Annotated in this window: 20 protein-coding genes; 3 read left to right on the forward strand and 17 right to left on the reverse strand. The window is 74.6% G+C overall.

What is annotated here, in order from left to right:
• Nucleotides 1–674 (reverse strand): AfsR/SARP family transcriptional regulator (locus ACW62_RS01430; RefSeq protein WP_169791962.1); only part of this gene is annotated, 674 nt, incomplete at its 3' end.
• A gap of 563 nt (nucleotides 675–1,237) precedes the next feature.
• Nucleotides 1,238–3,220, reverse strand: coding sequence for an elongation factor G (locus ACW62_RS01435; RefSeq protein WP_053202290.1), 1,983 nt, complete (start codon nucleotides 3,218–3,220; stop codon nucleotides 1,238–1,240).
• A 177-nt stretch (nucleotides 3,221–3,397) separates the two neighbouring features.
• Here ACW62_RS01435 and ACW62_RS36100 point away from each other — a divergent pair, with 177 nt between their 5' ends.
• Together ACW62_RS36100 and ACW62_RS01445 are read left to right on the forward strand one after the other, a co-directional pair.
• Nucleotides 3,398–5,215: an HNH endonuclease signature motif containing protein gene (locus ACW62_RS36100; protein ID WP_157574281.1), complete on the forward strand. Its 1,818-nt coding sequence runs from the start codon at nucleotides 3,398–3,400 to the stop codon at nucleotides 5,213–5,215.
• Nucleotides 5,216–5,240: 25 nt separating this feature from the next.
• Complete coding sequence (locus tag ACW62_RS01445; RefSeq protein WP_053202292.1) at nucleotides 5,241–6,335, forward strand: winged helix DNA-binding domain-containing protein; 1,095 nt, start codon at nucleotides 5,241–5,243, stop codon at nucleotides 6,333–6,335.
• Nucleotides 6,336–6,360: 25 nt separating this feature from the next.
• Here the strand turns inward: ACW62_RS01445 and ligD are convergent, their stop codons facing one another.
• From ligD to ald, 12 genes are read right to left on the reverse strand one after another with little or no spacing between them, the layout of a single operon-like run.
• The gene (gene ligD / locus ACW62_RS01450) at nucleotides 6,361–7,308 is read right to left on the reverse strand and encodes a non-homologous end-joining DNA ligase (protein ID WP_205629069.1); all 948 of its coding nucleotides are present in this window, start codon (nucleotides 7,306–7,308) and stop codon (nucleotides 6,361–6,363) included.
• A 26-nt stretch (nucleotides 7,309–7,334) separates the two neighbouring features.
• A complete protein-coding gene (der, locus tag ACW62_RS01455; RefSeq protein WP_053202294.1) occupies nucleotides 7,335–8,714 on the reverse strand; it encodes a ribosome biogenesis GTPase Der in 1,380 nt (459 codons plus the stop codon).
• A complete protein-coding gene (locus tag ACW62_RS01460; RefSeq protein ID WP_053202295.1) occupies nucleotides 8,711–9,364 on the reverse strand; it encodes a lysophospholipid acyltransferase family protein in 654 nt (217 codons plus the stop codon). Before ACW62_RS01460 ends, der begins: the two co-directional genes overlap by 4 nt.
• Nucleotides 9,361–10,083: a (d)CMP kinase gene (gene cmk / locus ACW62_RS01465; RefSeq protein WP_053202573.1), complete on the reverse strand. Its 723-nt coding sequence runs from the start codon at nucleotides 10,081–10,083 to the stop codon at nucleotides 9,361–9,363. Before cmk ends, ACW62_RS01460 begins: the two co-directional genes overlap by 4 nt.
• Entirely contained in the window at nucleotides 10,083–11,162 is a 1,080-nt protein-coding gene (locus ACW62_RS01470) for a prephenate dehydrogenase (RefSeq protein ID WP_053202296.1), read from the reverse strand. Before ACW62_RS01470 ends, cmk begins: the two co-directional genes overlap by 1 nt.
• Nucleotides 11,162–11,527, reverse strand: coding sequence for a chorismate mutase (gene aroH, locus ACW62_RS01475; RefSeq protein ID WP_053202297.1), 366 nt, complete (start codon nucleotides 11,525–11,527; stop codon nucleotides 11,162–11,164). Before aroH ends, ACW62_RS01470 begins: the two co-directional genes overlap by 1 nt.
• Nucleotides 11,524–12,276, reverse strand: a complete 753-nt coding sequence (locus tag ACW62_RS01480; RefSeq protein ID WP_053202298.1) for a pseudouridine synthase — start codon at nucleotides 12,274–12,276, stop codon at nucleotides 11,524–11,526. The genes aroH and ACW62_RS01480 overlap by 4 nt, the downstream gene beginning before the upstream one ends.
• Nucleotides 12,269–12,871 carry an SMC-Scp complex subunit ScpB gene (gene scpB, locus ACW62_RS01485; RefSeq protein WP_053202299.1) on the reverse strand — a complete coding sequence of 201 codons (603 nt, stop codon included), beginning with the start codon at nucleotides 12,869–12,871 and terminating at the stop codon, nucleotides 12,269–12,271. Before scpB ends, ACW62_RS01480 begins: the two co-directional genes overlap by 8 nt.
• Nucleotides 12,825–13,652, reverse strand: a complete 828-nt coding sequence (locus tag ACW62_RS01490; protein ID WP_053202300.1) for a segregation and condensation protein A — start codon at nucleotides 13,650–13,652, stop codon at nucleotides 12,825–12,827. Before ACW62_RS01490 ends, scpB begins: the two co-directional genes overlap by 47 nt.
• The gene (locus ACW62_RS01495) at nucleotides 13,649–14,563 is read right to left on the reverse strand and encodes a ParA family protein (RefSeq protein ID WP_053202301.1); all 915 of its coding nucleotides are present in this window, start codon (nucleotides 14,561–14,563) and stop codon (nucleotides 13,649–13,651) included. The genes ACW62_RS01490 and ACW62_RS01495 overlap by 4 nt, the downstream gene beginning before the upstream one ends.
• 29 nt (nucleotides 14,564–14,592) lie before the next feature.
• Nucleotides 14,593–15,573, reverse strand: a complete 981-nt coding sequence (xerD, locus tag ACW62_RS01500; RefSeq protein WP_053202302.1) for a site-specific tyrosine recombinase XerD — start codon at nucleotides 15,571–15,573, stop codon at nucleotides 14,593–14,595.
• Nucleotides 15,574–15,605: 32 nt separating this feature from the next.
• Nucleotides 15,606–16,721 (reverse strand): alanine dehydrogenase, encoded by a 1,116-nt coding sequence (ald, locus tag ACW62_RS01505; protein ID WP_053202303.1) that lies wholly within the window; start codon nucleotides 16,719–16,721, stop codon nucleotides 15,606–15,608.
• 143 nt (nucleotides 16,722–16,864) lie between these two features.
• Between ald and ACW62_RS01510 the strand changes: the two genes are divergently transcribed.
• Nucleotides 16,865–17,536 carry a hypothetical protein gene (locus ACW62_RS01510; protein WP_053202304.1) on the forward strand — a complete coding sequence of 224 codons (672 nt, stop codon included), beginning with the start codon at nucleotides 16,865–16,867 and terminating at the stop codon, nucleotides 17,534–17,536.
• Here ACW62_RS01510 and ACW62_RS01515 read toward each other — a convergent pair.
• The 3 genes from ACW62_RS01515 to fmt are packed head-to-tail and all read right to left on the reverse strand — an operon-like array spanning nucleotide 17,449 to nucleotide 20,400.
• On the reverse strand, nucleotides 17,449–18,123 hold the full coding sequence (locus ACW62_RS01515; RefSeq protein WP_053202305.1) for an NUDIX domain-containing protein: 675 nt from the start codon (nucleotides 18,121–18,123) through the stop codon (nucleotides 17,449–17,451). The genes ACW62_RS01510 and ACW62_RS01515 overlap by 88 nt on opposite strands.
• Nucleotide 18,124: 1 nt before the next feature.
• A complete protein-coding gene (locus tag ACW62_RS01520) occupies nucleotides 18,125–19,474 on the reverse strand; it encodes an RsmB/NOP family class I SAM-dependent RNA methyltransferase (RefSeq protein WP_053202306.1) in 1,350 nt (449 codons plus the stop codon).
• The gene (gene fmt / locus ACW62_RS01525; protein ID WP_053202307.1) at nucleotides 19,471–20,400 is read right to left on the reverse strand and encodes a methionyl-tRNA formyltransferase; all 930 of its coding nucleotides are present in this window, start codon (nucleotides 20,398–20,400) and stop codon (nucleotides 19,471–19,473) included. The genes ACW62_RS01520 and fmt overlap by 4 nt, the downstream gene beginning before the upstream one ends.
• Between the last annotated feature and the right edge of the window lie 76 nt (nucleotides 20,401–20,476).

The following is a 20,476-nucleotide window of genomic DNA, read 5'->3' on the forward strand; positions in this document are numbered from 1 at the left end:
AGCTGGCCGGCCAGCAGCGCGCGGGCGTCCTCGAACGCGGCCAGCGCCTCGGCCCGGCGCCCGGCCGCGACCAGCGCGCGCACCTGCAGCGCCCGGAGCCGTTCGCGCAACGGCTGCTCGGCCACCAGCGCCCGCAGCCGCACGGCGACGTCGGCGGGGGCGCTCCCTCCGGCGAGCTCGGCCTCGGCGAGGTCTTCCGCCGCCGCGAGCCGCAGCTCGTCCAGCCGCGCGATCACCGGGCCGGCCACCGCCGCGCCGTCGAGGTCGGCCAGCGGGCGACCGCGCCACAGCCCGAGCGCCTCGCGCAGCACCGTCGTCGCGTCGGCCGCGGCGCCGGCCCGCAGTCGGTCCCGTCCGGCCCGCGCCAGCCGCTCGAACCGGGCCGCGTCGACGTCGTCGGCGGCCAGTTCCAGCCGGTAGCCGCCGGCCAGCTGCCGCACCCGCGTCCCGTCCGGCAGCAGCCGGCGCAGCCGCGACACCAGCGTCTGCACCGCGTTGACGGGATCGCCCGGCGGCTCGTCCGGCCACACCGCCTCGACCAGTGCCCGCACCCCCACGACGGCGCCCGGTTCGAGCACCAGCCGGGTCAGCAGCGCCCGCAGCCGCGCCCCGCCCACGGCGACCACCGTGTCGCCGTCGCTCAGCCGGACCGGCCCGAGAATGCCCACCTGCACGGACCCAGCCTGTCACGACCATCAGCGGACCACCCGGAAGGTCAGGTGGGCGACGCCGGGCGCCTCGACCACCGTCTGTGCCGCCGAAGCCGCCGGAGTGGTCGCCGCGACGACGCTCATCCGAGCACCACCACGCGCACGTGCTCCGGCTCGATCGCGTAGACGACGCGGTCGGTGCGCGGGGCGTACGGCATGCCGATGTAGGCGTCCGACATCCGGTCGATGATCTCCCAGGCGCCTTGCGCGAGTGCTCGCAGGTCAGGATCGTGACGCGGTCGCCGTCCAGGCCGACCCACACCGGGACCGAGTGCGGGGAGCCGTCCGGCAGCAGCGTCGCGAGGTGCGCGGGGTGGCCGCCGCTCAACAGGCGGCGGGCCTCGTCGGTCAGGTCGCTCATGCCGTCAGGCTACGAGCGCCGCTGGCGGCCTTCTTGAACGAACCGGCCAGCAAGTGCGCGTCCGACGCCGAGTGGCGGCGTCGGCGGCGAGCCGAGACAGCGTGGCGTCGTCGCGCCCGGAGTGCCGCCGGGACCCGCTGCACCCAGGTCGTCGCGACCAGCCCGGTCACACCCTCCGGACGACGTGCAGCAGGTACTCGTCGCGGTGCAGCGGGTCGTGGTCGGTGCGGGGACGGTCCGGCGGCGGGCCCGGCACCGGCTGGTAGCGGTCGAACCGGGTCTCCAGGACGCCCTCGCCGCGGGTCAGCGCGGGGAGCTGCTGCTGCAGCTCGTGCGCGTGCGCCGCCGGGAGGTCGCCCGCCAGCAGGTAGCCGGACGCCGTCGGGGACGGGGCGCCGGGGACGGCGCGCAGCCGGGCCAGCGCCGGCAGCACCTGACCGAGGCAGTCGGCCGGCAGCTCCAGCTCGAACCGGTGCACCGGCTCCTGGACCCGCGTCCCGGCCCGCGCCAGCGCCGTCATCAGCACCAGCGGCGTCAGCAGCCGGAAGTCGCCCGCCGTGCTCGACATGCTCTTGTCGAACGTGGCGTGCGAGTGGCTCTGCCGCGGCCAGTACTGAGACCGGACCAGCGTCACCCGGCAGTCGGGCACGTCCCAGCCGTGCAGGCCCTGCCGCAGCGTCTCGTGGACGGTCTCGTCGATCGCCCGCAGGAACGCCGGCGGCAGCGACCCCAGCTCGATGTCGAGGCCGAACGTCACCCCGTCCCGGTCCGGCGCCGGCTCGACCCGCAGCCCGACGCCGGCGAGGAACGGGTTGCCGTCCTGCTGGATCAGCTCGACCGCCTCACCGCTGCCGGTGACCTGCTCGACGTGGATGGTGGTGGACTCGCGGAAGTCGACACCGATGCCGTAGTCGGTCTCGAGGGTCGCCTGGACGACCTCCTTCTGCACCTCGCCGTAGAGCGACACCGACACCTCCTGCCGCAGGTCGTCCTGGCGCAGGTCGATCAGCGGGTCCTGCTCGGCCAGCTGGGCCAGCGCCGCGTGCAGGGCGCCGCGGTCGCGGGCCCGCCGCGGCACGACGACGGTCTCGAGCGTCGGCGGCGCGAAGTGCGGCTGCGCCGCGTCGCCACCGCACGCGTCGCCGAGGTGATCGCCGACGCGCACCCCGCCGAGGCCCCAGACCTTGGCGATGCGCCCGGCGGACACCTCCGTGCCCGGTCGCGCGCCGCCGTCGTCGAAGACTCTGATGGCGGTGACCTTGCCGGCGGCCAGCCGGTCGCGGGTGCGCAGCGTGCCGGCGGCCATGCGGACGTAGGCGATCTTCTCACCGGCCGGGCCGCGCTCGACCTTGAACACGCTGCCCTCCGGCGGGCCTCCGGCGCCGTCGTCGGACACCGGCGTGGACGGCAGCAACCGCACGATGCCCGCCGTCAGCTCGGCCAGGCCCGCGCCGGTGATGGCCGAGCCGGCGAACACCGGGTGCACGTCCGCCGACCGCGACTGCCGGGCGAGCGAGCGCAGCAGCCGCCGGTGCGTCACCCCCGCCGGATGCTCCACATAGTCCGCGAGCAGCGCGTCGTCGCCGTCGGCGAGCGTCTCGGCCAGCCGGGCGCCGAACCCGTCGTCGGCCTCGGTGAACGGACGGAACGCCGCGTCCTTGGTGCCCTGCCGCTCGGCGCCGCCCAGCGGGACGACCCGCGGCGTCAGCTTGGCCGCGAGCTGCCCGATCACGGCGTCCAGGTCGGCACCGGCGCGGTCGAGCTTGTTGACGAAGATCAGCGTCGGGAGGCGGAGGCGGCGCAGCGTGCGCATGAGCACCCGCGTCTGCGCCTGCACCCCCTCGACCGCAGACACGACCAGCACGGCGCCGTCGAGCACGCTGAGCACCCGCTCGACCTCGGCGATGAAGTCGGGGTGGCCGGGCGTGTCGATGAGGTTGACCGCGGTGTCGCCGACGGTGAACGCGACGACCGCGGACCTGATGGTGATGCCGCGCTGACGTTCCAGCGCGAGCGAATCGGTCTGTGTGCTCCCGGCGTCGACGCTGCCGACCTCGTCGATGACCCCGGCCGCGTACAGCAGCCGCTCGGTCAGGCTGGTCTTACCCGCGTCGATATGGGCGAGGATGCCCAGGTTGAGCGTACGCAATGCGCTTCGAGTCCCTTACTCGGACGAATGGAGTCGTTGGGGTGGACCCGAAAGCTCGGCGCATGCCGCTCTCCCTTCTCGCGCGTTGGTGGGCCACAGTCGACCACACGCCGGCCCGGCGGGCAACTGATTTTCGCCGAGTTGATCTTGATCGCGAGGCTGGGTAAGATCATCTACATGTTCGAAGAAGCGCTGCTGCCAGAGCCGCCGCCGGGTGTCGACCCGGTAGCGCGTACGGCAGCGGGCGCGTCGCAGGACGCCGCGGCGGGTTCGATGCCGGCGGGTGCCGCGGCGGGTTCGATGCCCGCGGGTGCTCCGGCGGGGCCGATGCCCGCGGGCGCCGCGGCGGGTTCGGCCGTGGCGGACGCGATGTCGGATCTTGCCGCGGGCGGGACGGTGGGACCGGCGCTGGCGGCCGCGCTGGCTGTGTTCGACCCCGGCACCGCCGACACCTACGACCTCGTCGAGGCCGCCGCCGCAGGGGCCCAGCTGTCCGCCTGGGTCGCCGCCTGCCAGGCGACCGTCCTGGCCGAACTCGCGACCCGGGCCGAGTTGCGCCCGCACCCGACCGGTTACCGCTCGGTCAACCCGGTCACCAACACCGCCGTCGAGATCGCCGGACGTTGCCACCTCACCACGCGGCAGGCCGAGAACGAGGTCGGGCACTCGCTCCAGCTGGTCGAGGACTTCCCCGATACCCACCAGACGCTTGCGGCGGGGCTGATCGACCAACGCCGCGCCCGCGTGATCACCGACGAACTCGGCGGCCAGGACCCGGCCATCCGCGCCCGAGTCGAGGCCGCCGTGCTGCCCTACGCACCCACCCTCGACGCCGTCGCGCTGCGCAAACTGGTCAAGCGCGTCCTGCACGAGCTCGCCCCCGTCGAGATGGCCGAGCGGCACCGCCTCGCCCGCGACACCCGCTACGTCGCCGTCACGCCCGCCACCGACGGCATGGCCTTCCTCGAAGCGCTCCTGCCCGCCGAGGACGCCACCGCCCTCCACACCGCGCTCAAGGCCACCGCAGCCGACGCCCGCCGCGCCGACACCGCCACCGGCGCACCCGCCCGCACCGCCGACCAGCGCCGCGCCGACGCCCTCGCCGACCTCGGCTGGGCCGCACTCGCCGCCTGCGCCAACGCCAGCGGAGGGCCCACGACCACCGGCCACCCCACAGCCGCGCCCGGTGCAGCAGCTCATCCCCCAGCCGCGCCCGGCGCAACGGCCCATCCCACGGCCCCGGACCGTCCCACCGCCGCCGGCCACCCCACAGCCGCGCCCGGCGCAACGGCCCACCCCACGGCCCCGGACCGTCCCACGACCGGCGGCGGCCACCCCACAGCGACGCTCGGCGCAACAGCGCACCCCACGGCCCCGGACGGTCCCACCGCCGCCGCCGACCACCCCACAGCCGCGCCCGGCCCCACGGCCGCCGGCCATGGCGCGCCTGCGTCCACCAGCTCGTCCACCGGCCGCGCCAGGCCGCGACAGCGACCGATCGCCGTGCGCGTGACCATCCCGTTCACCACTCTCATCGGCCTCGACGACCAACCCGGCGACCTCGACGGCTACGGGCCCATCCCCGCCGCGACCGCCCGCGAACTCGCCGCCGCCGGAGTCTGGACCTGGCTGCGCACCGAACCCGGCACCGGGCAACTCCTCGAACACGGCCGCACCAGATCCCGGCCCCCCGTGCCGCTCGCCGACCTCATCGTCGCCCGCGACCGCACCTGCCGCGCACCCGGCTGCCACCAGCCGGCGCACACCGGCGACCTCGACCACGTCGTCCCCTTCGCACAGGGCGGCACCACCTCACCGGGCAACCTCCACGCCCTCTGCACCACGCACCATCTGCTCAAACACCACGGCGGCTGGTCCGTCACGCGACATCGCGACGGCACCACCCGATGGCGCAGCCCCACCGGCCACCGCTATACCCGCCGGCCGGAGCGATGTCACGGTTCGAGCTGGGACAATGTGACGGACACCGGATGACCTCATTCGGGCCTACGGTGCTGACATGCACCAGCGACTCGACGGGCGCCGGCTGAACCGGGCGACGCTCGCGCGGCAGCACCTGCTTGCCCGCACCGGCCGCGGGGCGCTGGACGTCGTCCGCGATCTGGTGGGGCTGCAGGGGCAGGATCCGGATCCTCCGTACGTCATGCTGTGGGACCGCGTCGACGGCTTCAGCGTCGGGCAGTTGACCGCGCTGCAGCTGGACCGCGGCGTCGTCCGGGCGACCCTGTTCCGCGGCACGCTGCATCTCGTCGCCACCGACGACTACCTGTGGCTGCGGCCGATGTTGCAGCCGATGCTGGAACGCTGGCAGCGCGGCGCCTGGGGCAAGGCCCTCGACGGCGTCGACGCGGCCGAGCTGGCGAAGGTGGCCGAGCAGCTGCTCGACGACGGCCGGCTCACCCGGCCGCGGCTGAGCCGGGCGCTGGCCGCCCGCTGGCCCGAACACAACCCGACGGCGCTGGCGCGGTCCGTGCAGGGGCTGCTGCCGGTCGTGCACCCGCCGCCGGACGGCCTGTGGCACCGGCACGGTCCGGCGCACGTCGCGCTGGCCGCCAGCTGGCTCGGCCGGCCGCTGTCCCCCGGCGTGCCGCTGACCACCTTGATCCGCCGCTACCTCGCCGCGTTCGGTCCGGCCACCGTCAAGGACGTCCAGGTGTGGAGCGGGCTGACCCGGCTGCGCGAGGTCGTCGAGGCGATGCGCCCGGAGCTGGTGACGTTCACCGGCCCGCAGGGCGAGGAGCTGTTCGACCTCCCCGACGCACCGCGACCCGACCCGGACACACCGGCGCCGGTCCGGCTGCTCGCCCTCGTCGACAACGTCGTGCTCGCCTACGCCGACCGGAGCCGCCTGGTCGGGCCGGACGCGGCGGCGCGGGTCGGGTGGGAGGCGGCCATCCTGGTCGACGGCGTGGTGGGCGGCTTCTGGACCCTCGCCGCCGACGACGGCGCGGTCCTCACCGCCGACCTGCTGCAGCCGCTCACGGGCCCGCAGGAGGCCGAGCTGGAGGCCGAGGCGACCCGCCTGCTGGCATTCGTCGCGCCCGAGGCCGACCAGCGCGACGTCAGACTGCGGGTCCCCGCCGCGCGAGCTTAGTCGAGCGCACGCCCGAGAAGCGTGGTCAGCCGGCGACTTCCCGGACGACGTCGCGCGGGGGCTTGTCGTGGCGCAGGCCCTTGTAGGCCGGATGGCGCAGCGTGCCAACGGCGGTCCACTCGGCGAACGCCACCTCGCAGACCAGCTCCGGCCGGACGAACACGCAGCCGGGCTTGTCGGGCTGGGCGCCCACGAACGGAGAGGCGTCCGCGGCCAGGGGCGCGAGCACTGCCGCCAGCCGATGCCTCTCCGCCAGCGTCAGCCCGGTGCCGACCCGGCCCGCGTACCGGAACTCGCCGCCGTCGTCGTACACGCCGATCGCCAACGCGCCGACCGTGCCGGTCAGCCCGCCCTCGCCGGGCAGCCAGCCGCCGATGACGACCTCCTGACGCGAGACGTTCTTCACCTTGAGCCAGTCGCGGCCACGTTTGCCGGGCAGGTAGCGGCTGGCCAGCCGCTTCGCGATGACGCCCTCCAGCCGCTGCGCCTTCGTGGCGGCCAGCATGGCGGCGCCGTCGCCGGGGACGTAGGCGGGGACCGTCCAGCCCGGGCCGCCGGCCGGCAGCAGCTCGTCCAGCAACCCCCGCCGCTCCGAGTAGGGCGCGTCCAGCAGCGACCGGTCGTCCAGCCACAGCAGGTCGAACAGGACGTAGACCGCCGGCGCTCCGGTGACGAGCGGGTCGGACAGGCCGGAGACCTCGACGTTCATCCGCGACTGGAGCTTCTCGAACGACGGCCGGCCGGTGTCGTCGAACGCGACGACCTCGCCGTCCAGCACCGCCCGGCGGCCGCTCAACGCCGAAGCGACGCCGTGCACGTCCGGGTACACCCGAGTGACGTCGCGGAGGGTGCGGCTGGACAACCGCACCCCGTCGTCGGTGACGTAGGCGATGGTCCGGACACCGTCCCACTTGACCTCGAAGCCCCAGCCGCCGTCGTCGGGCGGGAGGCCGGGCGCCAGGGTCGCCATCATGGGGGTGATGGTGTCCGGCCGCGGCATCATGACCGGGAGCGCTTCTCTCGGATCTTCATCGCGATGTCGAGCGGCGTGCCCTCGAACCCGAACTCCTCGCGCAGCCGCCGCTCCACGAACCGGCGGTACGACGGCTCCAGGAACCCGGTGGTGAACAGCACGAACCGGGGCGGCCGGGTGTCGGCCTGGGTGGCGAACATGATGCGCGGCTGCTTGCCGCCGCGCACCGGGTGCGGGTGCGCCGCCACCAGCTGGCCGAGGAACGCGTTGAGCTTGCCGGTCGGGATGCGCTGCTCCCAGCCCGCGAGCGAGGTGTCGAGCGCGCGCACCAGGCGGTCGACGTGCCAGCCGGTGCGGGCGGAGACGTTGATGCGCGGCGCCCAGGCGACGCGGTCGAGCTGACGGTCGATCTCACGCTCCAGCACGTCGCGGCGCTCGTCGTCGAGGAGGTCCCACTTGTTGAACGCCAGGACGAGGGCCCGGCCGGCCTCGACGACCATCGAGATGATGCGCAGGTCCTGCTCGGCCATGGGCTCGCTGGCGTCGACGAGCACGACGGCGACCTCGGCCCGCTCCAGCGCCGACGCCGTGCGCAGCGACGCGAAGTACTCCGCGCCGGTGGCCTCGTGCACCCGGCGGCGGATGCCGGCGGTGTCGATGAACCGCCACTCGCGCTCGCCCAGCTCGATCAGCTCGTCGATCGGGTCGACGGTGGTGCCGGCGACGGAGTCGACGACGACGCGATCCTCGCCGGCCAGCTTGTTCAGCAGGCTCGACTTGCCGACATTGGGCTTGCCGACCAGCGCGACCCGGCGCGGGCCGCCGTCGAGGACGTCGAACGACTCCGGCGGCGCCTCGGGCAGCGCGGCCACGACGGCGTCGAGCAGGTCGCCGCTCCCTCGGCCGTGCAGCGCCGACACCGGGTACGGCTCGCCGAGGGCGAGGTTCCACAGCGCCGTCGCGTCGGCCTCGCCGCTGGACCCGTCGACCTTGTTGGCCACCAGGATGATCGGCTTGCCGGAGCGGCGCAGCAGCTTCGCGACCGCCTCGTCTGTGTCGGTGGCGCCCACGGTGGAGTCGACGACGAACATGACGACGTCGGCGGCGGTCATGCCGACCTCGGCCTGCGCCGTGATGCGCGCCGCCATGCCCTTCGCCTCGGGATCCCAGCCGCCGGTGTCGAGCAGCGTGAACGACCGCCCGGCCCAGGCGGCGTCGTAGGCGACGCGGTCGCGGGTGACGCCGGGGACGTCCTCGACCACCGCTTCGCGGCGGCCGAGAATGCGGTTGACCAGCGTCGACTTGCCGACGTTCGGCCGGCCGACGACGGCGACGACCGGCGTGTAGACATCGCCGGGCGCGTCGGCGTCGGCGTCGAGCGCCTCGGCCGGGTACTGCTCGCTCACGTGTGCTCCTCGGTTCGGGCCGCCACGGCCTCGCGATGGGCCACCAGGGCCTCGCGCAGCTGTTCGGTCGCCGCGTCGAGGGCCGAGCGCGTGCGTCCACCGCCCGCCGGCAGCGTGACGGGACGGCCGAAGACGACCTCGACCCGGGACCGCAGGCCGGGCATCGACCCAAGAGTACGTCCCCGGGACCCGGTTCCGGCGAACACGACCGGGACGACGGGGGCGCCGGAGCGCAGCGCGAACCAGGCCAGCCCGGTGCGCAGCTCGGAGAAGTTACCGGCGCCGCGGGTGCCCTCGGGGAACACGACGAGGATGCGACCGGCGTCGAGCACCCCGATACCGGACTTGATCATGGCGCGGCTGGGGTCGTCGCGGTCCAGCGGGATCTGCCCGACGGCGTGCAGCAGCCAGCCGAGCGGGCCCTTGAACAGCTCCTTCTTGGCCAGCGTGTGAACCGGGCGCGGGCAGGTGCCCATGAGCAGCGGCGCGTCGAGGAACCCGGTGTGGTTGGGCGCCAGGATGACCGGGCCGGTGCGCGGGATGTACTCGGCGCCGGTGATGGTGACGCGGTACAGCAGCCGGGCCAACGTCCAGGCGGCGTACCTGCCGAAGACCGAACCCCGGTAGGTCGGCAGGCCGGAGTCGCTCACGCCCGGACCCCCGTGCGGGCCTCCACCAACTTCAGGACGGCGGCGACGGTCTCGTCCAGCGACAGCAACGACGAGTCGACGACGTCGACGCCCTCGGCGGCCTGCTGGAAGCTGGCGACCGTGGCGTCGTCGGCGTCGCGGCGGACCACCTGGTCTCGGGTGGCGTCGACGGCGGAGGCGTCGGCACTGCCGTGCACCTCGAGCGCCCGCCGGGACAGCCGGACCTGCTCGTCGGCGGTCAGCAGCACCCGCACGGGCGCGTCAGGCGCGACGACGGTGGTGATGTCGCGGCCCTCGACGACGACGCCGCCGGCCCGCGCGACGGCCTGCTGCCGGGCCACCAGCTCCGCGCGGACGCCGAGGTTGGTGGCGACGGCGCTGACGGCGGCGGAGATGCGGCTGGCGCGGATGGCCGCAGCGATGTCGGCGCCGCCGACCACGACCGTCGGCGCGGCGGGGTCCATGCCCTGCTGCAGCGGCAGCTCGCGGGCCAGCTGCGCCACCCGCTCGACGTCGGCGAGGTCGACGCCCTGCTCCAGCGCCCACCAGGTGACCGCCCGGTACATGGCGCCGGTGTCGAGATAGCGCAGGCCGAGCGCGGCCGCGACCCGGCGGGCCACCGTCGACTTCCCGGAACCGGACGGGCCGTCGATGGCGACGACGAGATCGTGGGGGGCAACCGTATCGGGCACGCCCAGAAGATTACCGGCCGTCGTCATCACCCGCGGATCGTCCACCCGCGTTCGCGCAACGACGCCGCCAGCTCGTCCTCGGCGCCGGGGCGGACGTCCAGCTCGACCAGGCCGAGCGGCTGCCCGGCGGCGTGCTCGATGCGGACGTCCTCGACGTTGACGCCGGCCGCGCCCGCGTCGGCGAACAGCCGGGCCAGCTGGCCGGGCCGGTCGTCGACGGCGACGATGACGGTGCTGAACTCGGTGTGCTCGGCGCCGTGCTTCCCGGGCAGCCGGGACCGGCCGTCGACGCCGTCGCGCAACAGCTCACGCAGCACGGGCTGGCCGGCCACCGGCGCCGCCAGCGCCGTCATGAGGCGGTCGAGGTCGGTGCGCAGCCCTTCCAGCACGGGCCGGACGGCCGCCGCGTTCGCCGTCAGGATCTCCGTCCACAGCTCCGGGTCGCCGCTCGCGATGCGGGTGACGTCGGTGACGCCGGGCCCGGCGAGGCGCACCTCGTGGCCGGGCGCGCCGGCCAGCCGGCCGGCCATCAGCGCGGCGACGACGTGCGGCGTGTGCGACACCAGTGCGACGGCGGCGTCGTGCTCGGCCGCCGTCATCGTCATCGGGACGGCGCCGGCCAGCCGGGCCACCGACAGGGCACGGGTCACGGCCTGCTGGTGGGTGCCGTCGTCGGGGCAGATCACCCACGGGCGGCCCTCGAACAGGTCGGCCAGCGCGGCGCTCGGGCCGCTGATCTCACGGCCGGCCATCGGGTGGCTGCCGACGTAGCGGCCCGGGTCGGCCACTCGCGCGCGCACCTGCGTCGTCGGCAGCACCTTCACGCTGGCGACGTCGGTGGCGTACTCGGCGCGGCCGCTCTCCAGCACCTCGCCGACGACGGCGGCCACGGCCTCCGGCGGGACGGCGACGACGGCGAGCGCGGCGGGCTGGTCGGTGGCGGATTCAGGGCGTCCCGCGCCCAGACCCACCGCCTCGGCCAGGATCTCCGGCTTCGCGTCGGCCAGCCGTACGTCCACCCCGGCCCGCGTCAGCGCCAGCCCGAGCGAGGTCCCGACCAGCCCGGTGCCGACGACGAGGATGCTCCGGCCGCCGAACTGGTCCATCACCGGTCCGCGAGGTCGTCGCGCAGCACCGTCGTGCCGTGCAGGTAGACGTGCCGCATCGCCGACCGCGGTTTCGTGGTCTCGACGTGCGCCATCAGCCGCACCACCCGCGGCAGCGCGCCGGCGACGCCGATCTCCTGCGCGCACATCATCGGCACGTCGGTGATGCCCAGCTGCCGCACGGCCACGGCCGGGAACGCCGAACGCAGGTCCGGCGTGGCGGTGAGGAAGATGCTGATGACGTCGTCGGGCGTCAGCTCGTTGCGGTCGAGCACCGTGGTCACCAGCTCGGCGGTCCGCTCCAGCAGGTGCTCGGCGTCGTCGGCGTCGAGCTGGGTGGCCCCCCGGATCGCGCGGACGGTCACAGGCCGACCTCGTGGTACAGCGCGGCGATCTCGACCGTGGTCAGCACCCGGGTGTTGCCGGGGCGCAGGTCGCCCATCGCGACCGGCCCGACGTGCGTACGGACCAGCCGCTTCACCGGGTGCCCGACGGCCTCGAGCAGGCGGCGGACGATGTGCTTGCGGCCCTCGTGCAGCACGACCTCGACCATGACGCGGGTGCCGACCCGGCCGACGACGCGGAAGGCGTCGACCCGCACCGGGCCGTCCTCCAGCTCGATGCCGGCCCGCAGCTCGCGGCCGAGGGCGGGCGCGACCGGTCCGGGCACCTCGGCGACGTAGGTCTTCAGCACCTCGTACGACGGGTGCGCCAGCCGGTGCGCCAGCTCGCCGTCGTTGGTGAGCAGGATCAGGCCCTCGGTGTCGGCGTCGAGCCGCCCGACGTGGAACAGCCGCTCGCGCCGGCCGCGGACGTAGCCGCCGAGGTCGGGCCGGCCCTCGGGGTCGCTCATCGAGCTGACGACGCCGGTCGGCTTGTTCAGCGCGAGGTACACCTGCCCCGCCTCGGCGGTGGTGATGCGCGAGCCGTCGACCTTGATGACGGCGGTCGCGGGGTCGACCCGGGTGCCGAGCGTCTTCACGACCTTGCCGTCGACCTCGACCCGGCCGGCCGCGATCAGCGCCTCGCTGGCCCGGCGGCTGCCCACCCCGGCCGCCGCGAGCACCTTCTGCAGCCGCACCCCCTGCGCGTCTTTGTCAGCGGCGTCAGGCATTCTCAGTGTCACGTTCCTCAATGCTATCGGCGTCGGGCAGGTAGGGCGCCAGCGGCGGCAGCTCGTCGAGCGAGGCCATGCCGAGGCGCTCCAGGAAGTAGGGCGTGGTGCTGTACAGGTAGGCGCCGGACTCCGAGTCGACCCCCGCGTCGGCGACCAGGCCGCGGGCGATGAGGGTGCGCATGACGCCGTCGCAGTTGACGCCGCGGACGGCGGACACCCGGGCCCGGCTGACCGGCTGCCGGTACGCGACGACGGCCAGCGTCTCGAGCGCCGCCTGGGTCAGCTTGGCCTGCTGGCCGTCGAGGACGAATCGCTCGACGACGGGCGCGCAGGAGGCGTGCGTGTAGAACCGCCAGCCGCCGCCGATCTCGCGCAGCTCGAAGCCGCGACCCGGCCGGGCGTACTCGTCGCGCAGGATCTCCAGCACGTCGGTGATCTCGCCCCGGGACCGCTCCAGCACCTGCGCCAGCGTCACGACGTCGATCGGCTCGTCGACGACCAGCAGGATCGCCTCGACCGACGCGCGCAGGCCCGGCTCGCCGATGTCACTCACCTGCCGCCTCCTCGTCGAACTCCGCACCCACCGCGACATCCTCGTCGTCGTCGCCGGTCCATCGCACCGTCAGCTCGCCGAGCGCGACGACCTGCTCGAACGCGACCGCCTTCTCGCGGTACAGCTCCAGCAGCGACAGGAAGCGGGCGACGACGTGCAGGGTCGTCGGGCAGTCGGCGGCCAGCGTGCGGAAGGTCAGGACGCGCGAGCGGCGCAGCCGGTCGACGACGACCAGCGCCTCCTCACGGACGCTGACCCGCGGCTGGTGCAGGTGCGCCAGCCCGACCAGCGGCGGCGGCTTCGGCGTGAGCACCTTGGCCGCCAGCATGGCCAACTCCTCCGGCCCCAGCCCCACGACCACCTCGGGCAGCAGCGCCGCGTACCGCTCCTCCAGCCCGACGGCGCGCGGGAAGCGCAGCGCCTCGGCGGCGAAGCGGGCCGCCAGCACGCTCGCGACCTCCTTGTACGCCTTGTACTGCAGCAGCCGGGCGAACAGCAGGTCGCGCGCCTCGAGCAGCGCGAGGTCGTCCTCGTCCTCGACCACGCCGCTGGGCAGCAGCCGGGCCGCCTTGAGGTCGAGCAGCGTCGCCGCGACGACGAGGAACTCGCTGGTCTCGTCGAGGTCCCAGTCGGACCCCTTGATGTGGGCGATGAACTCGTCGGTGACCTGCGACAACGCCACCTCGGTGACGTCGAGCTTGTGCTTGGCGATGAGCGTGAGCAGGAGGTCGAAGGGGCCCTCGAAGTTCACGAGGTGCACCTCGAACGTCGTGCTGTCGTCCTGCTCCGGCTCGATCAGCAGGGTGGTGGCGTCGGTCACGGGCGGGCCGGCTCCCAGCGGGCCAGGACCTCGCGGGCCAGCTGACGGTAGGCCGAGGCGCCGCGCGAGGACGGGGCGAAGCTGGTGATCGGCAGCCCGGCGACGGTGGTCTCGGGGAAGCGGACGGTGCGGCCGATGACGGTGTGGAAGACCTTGTCGCCGAACGCCTCGACCAGCCGCGACAGCACCTCGCGGCCGTGCACCGTGCGGGAGTCGTACATGGTGGCCAGCAGGCCCTCGATCTCGAGGTCGGGGTTGAGCCGGTCGCGCACCTTCTCGATGGTCTCCTGCAGCAGCGCCACCCCGCGCAGCGCGAAGTACTCGCACTCCAGCGGCACGACGACGCCGTCGGCGGCGGTCAGCGCGTTGACCGTGAGCAGGCCGAGCGACGGCTGGCAGTCGATCAGCATGAGGTCGTAGTCGGCGGCCAGCGGCTTGAGGATGCGGCCCAGCGCCTGTTCGCGGCCGACCTCGGTGACCAGCTGGATCTCGGCCGCGGAGAGGTCGATGTTGGCCGGCAGCAGGTCCATGCCGTCGATCGGCGTCTTCTGCACGATGTCGGCGGCCCGCAGCGACGGGTCCATGAGGACGTTGTAGATCGACAGCTCGAGGTCGTGCGCGTCGAGGCCGAGACCGACCGACAGCGCGCCCTGGGGATCGAAGTCGACCAGCAGCACGCGGCGGCCGTAGTCGGCCAGTGCCGCGCCCAGGTTGATGGTGGTGGTGGTCTTGCCGACGCCGCCCTTCTGGTTGCACATGGCGACGATGCGCGCCGGGCCGTGGTGGTCCAGCCGCTTGGGCTTCGGGAAGTCGACCGGGGGACGGCGCGTGGGTCCGAGATCGAGCTCAGGCTCGGTGTCGAACGGCAGCACGCCCGCGGCGTCCGGCTTCGAGGGTGCCACGTCGTTCAGAGCTCCTCGATGGTCGTTTGAGTGGCCTTCTACGCTTCGTCCTGGGACGGGAGCCTACCTCGCGCGGGCGCCACGGAGCTGCGGGCGCGCGGGTGTGCGGCCACATAGACCTCACGCAGCTGGTCGACGGTCACCAGCGTGTACACCTGGGTGGTCGTGACCGAGGCGTGCCCGAGCAGCTCCTGCACCACCCGCACGTCCGCGCCGCCCTCCAGCAGGTGCGTCGCGAACGAGTGCCGCAGCGTGTGCGGGGTGACCGTGGTGGACAGCCCGGCCCGCGCGGCCGCCGTCCGCAGCACCGTCCACGCGCTCTGCCGCGACAGCCGCCCGCCGCGGGCGTTGAGAAAGAGAGCCGGGGTCCCCCGTCCGGTCCCGACCAGCGCCGGACGGGCCCGGATCAGGTAGGCGTCGACGGCCTCCCAGGCGTAGCTGCCCAGCGGGACGACGCGGTCCTTGCCGCCCTTGCCGCGCAGCAGCACCGTCCCGGACTCCGCGTCGAGGTCGTCGCGGTCCAGGCCGACCGCCTCGGAGATGCGCGCGCCGCAGCCGTAGAGCACCTCCAGCAGGGCGCGGTCGCGCAGCACCCGCGGCCCCTCGCCGGCCGACGCCGCCTCCAGCAGCCGTTCGACCTGGGCCAGCGGGATCGCCTTGGGCAGCCGCCGCGGCGGCGTCGGCGGGCGGACCCCGCCGGCCGGGTCGCCGTCGGTCAGCCCTTCGCGGTGCAGGAACCGGTGCAACCCGCGGACGGCGACGACGGTGCGCGCCGCCGAGGTCGCGCTCAGCGCGACACGCGACTCGGAGCCCTCGCGCAGGCTGCGCAGGAACGCCGTGACGTCCTCCTCCTCCACCTTCTCCGGCGCGTCGCGGCCTCGGTCGCGCAGGAACTCGGTGTAACGCCGCAGGTCGCGGCGGTAGGAGGCGAGCGTGTTGGCGGCCAGCCCGCGCTCGACGGCGAGGTGGTCGAGGTAGCCGCGGACGGCACGTTCCAGCGCGGACTCGGTGGTGTCCATCGGTGGCGGCTCCTCGGATGCTGGAGGGCGGCCTAGTGCAGGACCTTCTCCAGCGGGACGGACGGCAGGCCGTGCGCCTCGGCGACCGGCTCGTAGACGATAGCGCCGTCGTGCACGTTCACGCCCTTCGCCAGCACCGCGTCGGCTCGCGCCGCGTCGCGCCAGCCCCGGTTGGCCAGCTCGACGGCGTACGGCAGCGTGACGTTCGTCAGCGCATACGTCGACGTGTGCGGCACCGCGCCGGGCATGTTGGCGACACAGTAGAAGATCGACTCGTGCACCCGGAAGGTCGGGTCGTCGTGCGTGGTGGGCCGCGAGCTCTCGAAGCAGCCGCCCTGGTCGATGGCGATGTCGACGAGCACGCTGCCGGGCCGCATGCGCGCCACCAGGTCGTCGGAGACCAGCGTCGGCGCCTTCGCCCCCGGCACCAGCACCGCGCCGATGACGAGGTCGGCGTCGACGACCGCGGTCTCGATCTCGAACAGGTTCGACGCGATGGTCTGCGCCTTGCCGCCGTACAGCTCCTCGACGTCGCGCAACCGGGCGACGTTCTTGTCCAGCACCCAGACGTCGGCCTGCATGCCCATGGCGATGACGGCGGCGTTCATGCCGGCCATCCCGGCGCCGATGACGACCACCTTCGCCGACTTCACCCCCGGCACGCCGCCGATCAGCACGCCGCGGCCGCCCTGCGCCCGCTCCAGCACGTGCGCGCCGACCTGCGTCGCCATGCGGCCGGCCACCTCGCTCATCGGCGCCAGCAGCGGCAGGTGCCCGTCCGCCGTCTCGACCGTCTCGTAGGCGACCGCCGTGATGCCGGAGTCGAGCAGCGCCTGCGTGCACTCCAGCGACGCGGCGAGGTGCAGGTAGGTGAACAGCACCTGGTCACGGCTCATGCGGTGGTACTCCTCCGCCACCGGCTCCTTGACCTTCAGCACCAGGTCGGCCGCCGCCCAGACGTCGTCCGCGCCGGGCGCGATGCGGGCGCCCGCCGCGACGTACTCCTCGTCGCGGACCGACGAGCCGAGCCCGGCGCCGGCCTGCACCAGCACGTCGTGGCCGGTGCGGACGAACTCGTGGACGCCGGCCGGCGTGATGGCGACGCGGTACTCGTTGTTCTTGACCTCGGTTGGGATGCCGACCAGCACTGGGATCCACCCTCTCGTACTCCCGACGACGCTGTCGGGGCGCCGCCCCGTGTGGACCGCGGGGCGAGTCTAGATCGACTCGTGTCATGCCGTCTCGGTCCTGTCATGACAAGTCAACACCCCCGCTGGGGTAGACCTCTGCCATGCGCTTCTACGCCGACCGCCCGCAGCGGCGGAGACGACAACTCCTCGCCGACGTGCTCGGCCCGTTGTGGTGCGCCGGGATGATCGCCGCCGGGCTGGCCGTCCGGCACTCGATCCGGTCCCGGACCCGCCCGGCCATGTTGATCGAGTCCACCGCCGGCACGCTGGCCGACGCGCTGGCCGACACCGCCGAGTCGATCGCCCGGGTGCCACTGGTGGGCGACGCGCTGGCGGAGTCGCTGCAGCGGGCCGCCGACGCCGCCGGCCGGCTGAGCGCGTCCGGCGCGAGCACGACGGCCTCGATCGAGCGGGCCGGCGACGTGATCGGGCTGGTGGTGATCGTGCTGGCGCTGGCCGCGGCGGCGTACGTGTGGGTGCGGCCGCGGGTGCTCTGGTACCGCGCCGCGTCCGACGCCCGGGCCGTCCTGGGCTTCCCCGACCGCGACGACCTGCTGTCGGCGCGGGCCCTGGCGACGGTGCGGCTGCCACGGATCGGCGGCGGGCTGGTGTCCGGGTGGCGCGCGGGTGACACCGCCGCCGTCCAGGCGCTGGCGCGGGCCGAGCTGGACCGGCTGGGGCTGGACTACCCGGCGGAGCTGTCCCCGTCCCTGTCACCCGAGGGCCACGCTCCTGACGGCCATGGCGCGCCGACCTCGCGCAGCGCGTCGTAGCCGGCGCCGTCGCGGGCGGCCTTCGCGGCCAGCACGCCCGCGACCAGCGCCGCGTTCTGCACGTCCCCGGCCAGGGCGGCCGCCACCAGGTCGTCCAGTGGCACCCATGCGACACCGAGGTCGGCCTCCTCGGCGACGCCGGCGAACCGGTCGCCGTCGGGCAGCACCTCGACGCCGCGGGCGAGGAACACCCGGATCGCCTCGTCCGTCATGCCGGGCGAGGTGAGCAGGTCGATCAGCACCCGCCAGTCGGCGGCGCGGACGTGCCCCTCCTCGTACAGCTCGCGGGCGGCGGCCTCGTGCGGCGGCTCACCGTCGACGTCGCGCAGCCCGGCCGGCAGCTCCACCGGCCGCAGCCCGACGGGGTGCCGGTACTGCCGCACGACCAGCACCCGGTCCTCCTCGTCGACGGCGACGACGGCGACCGCGCCCGGATGCACGACGACGTCGCGGACGAACTCGCTGCCGTCGACCGGCGACCGGACGGTGTCACTGCGCAGGGCGATGACCCAGCCGTCGAAGCGTTCGGCGGAGTCGACGACCGGCCAGCTCAGCGGCTCGTCGCGGGGCCCGCTCGGGTTCGTCATCTCACTCCGTCCGGCGCAGCAGCGCCAGGTACATCGCGTCGGTGCCGTGCCGGTGCGGCCACAGCTGGACGTCCGGGCCGTCGCCGAGGTCGGGGACGCCGGGGAGGTAGGGCCGGGCGTCGACCCGCTCGACGTCGGAGCGGCCGGCCAGGACGTCGTCGACCACCGTGACCGTCTCGGCCAGGTGCGGCGAGCAGGTGACGTACGCGACCAGCCCGCCCGGGCGCACCGACCACAGCGCCGAGCGCAGCAGGCCGGCCTGCAGCCGCCGCAGCCCCGCGACGTCGCCGGGGCTGCGCCGCCAGCGCGCCTCGGGCCGCCGCCGCAGCGCGCCCAGCCCGGTGCACGGCGCGTCGAGCAGGACGCGGTCGAAGTCGGCCTCGGGCCAGTTCGGCTGGGTGGCGTCGGCGACCAGCACCTCGTGCTCGCCGAGATCGCCGGCCAGCGACTGGGCGACCAGCCGGGCGCGGTGCTCGTGCTGCTCGACGGCGAGCAGCCGGCCGCCGGTCTGGGTGAGCAGGCCGGCCAGCAGCGCGGCCTTGCCGCCGGGCCCCGCGCACAGGTCCAGCCAGCGCTCGTCCGGCGGGTCGACGGGCGCGGTGGCCAGTGCGAGCGCGACCAGCTGGCTGCCCTCGTCCTGCACCCCGGCGCGGCCCTCGCGGACGGCGGCCAGCCGGGCCGGCGACCCCGACTCGACGACGGCGCCGTACGGCGACCAGCGGGTGGGCCGCGCTCCGGCCTCGACCAGCTCCTCGACGGTGCCGCGCCCCGGCCGCACCGCCAGCGTCACACCGGCCGGCTCGTTGTCGGCCCGCAGCGCCGCCTCCAGTTCCACGTCGTCGCCGCCCAAGGCGTCGCGCAGGGCCCGGACGATCCACATCGGGTGAGCGTGCCGGAACGCGAAGTAGCCGGTGAGGTCGTCGTCACGCGACGGGGCCAGCTCGGCCGCCCAGCCGTCGAGGTCGCGCTCGCCGATCCGCCGCAGCACCGCGTTGGCCAGGCGCGCCGCGCCCTCGTTGACGTGCCGCCGGACCAGGTTGACCGTGGTCGACACCGCCGCGTGCGGCGGGATCCGGGTCGCCAGCAGCTGGTGGGCGCCGAGCCGCAGCGCGTCCAGCAGCGGCGGGTCCAGGTCCTCGATCGGCCGGGTCACGCAGGCCGCGATGATCGCGTCGTAGCTGCCCTGGCCGCGCAGCGTGCCGTACCCCAGCTCGGTCGCCAGCCCGGCGTCGCGGCCGCGCAGCTCGTGCCGGCGCAGCGCCGCGGGCATGGCGAGGTTGGCGTAGGCGTCGTCGGCGGACACGGCGCGCAGGACCTCGAACGCGGCCTCGCGGGAGGAGTCGCCCTTCACGCGCCGAGCCGCTCCCCCGGCACTGGGCGGACGCCTCGGGCCCAGTCGGCCGCCGGCATCGCCTTCTTGCCCTGCGGCTGCACCTCACCCAGCACGACGGCGTGGCTGCCGGTGCCGACGCGGACGCCGGACTTCTCGACCACGATCTCGCCGGGCGCCAGGCCGTCGCGGCCGCGCTCGAGCTGGACGGGGCGCAGCTTCAGCCGCTCGCCCCGGAACGTCGTCCACGCGCCGGGCGCCGGGGTGCAGCCCCGCACCACTCGGTCGACCCGCATGGCCGGCGTCGTCCAGTCGACCCGCGCGTCGTCGACGGTCAGCTTCGGCGCCAGCGACACGCCGTCGGCCGGTTGCGGCTGCGGGCGCAGCGAGCCGTCCTCGATGCCGTCGAGCGTGCGGACCAGCAGGTCGGCGCCGGACAGCGACAGCCGGTGCAGCAGGTCGCCGCTGGTGTCCGTGGCCCGGATCTCCTCGGTGACCAGGCCGTACACCGGGCCGGTGTCGAGGCCCTCCTCGAGCTGGAACGTGCACGCGCCGGTGACGTCGTCGCCGGCCAGCACCGCGTGCTGCACCGGCGCCGCGCCACGCCACGCGGGCAGCAGCGAGAAGTGCAGGTTCACCCAGCCGTGCTTGGGCACCTCCAGCGCCGCGGGCGGGATCAGCCCGCCGTACGCGACGATCGGCGCGCAGTCGGGAGCCAGGTCGCCCAGCCGGTCGAGGAACTCCGGGTCGCGCGGCTTGACCGGCTTCAGCACCTCGACGCCGGCCTCCGCGGCCAGCTCCGCCACCGGCGACGGGGTCAGCCTGCGGCCCCGCCCGGCCGGCGCGTCGGGCCGGGTCAGGACGGCGACGACCTCGTGCCGCGACCCGAGGACGGCCCGCAGCGACGGGACGGCGACATCGGGGGTTCCGGCGAACAGCACACGCATGAGCGCCGAGCCTACCGGCCAGGGTGTGGCTCCCGGGTCTCGGCCGCGCAGTAGGCCATGGACCCGGGAGACACAC

The sequence above is a fragment of the Jiangella muralis genome, assembly GCF_001270745.1.
Lineage (GTDB): Bacteria > Actinomycetota > Actinomycetes > Jiangellales > Jiangellaceae > Jiangella > Jiangella muralis.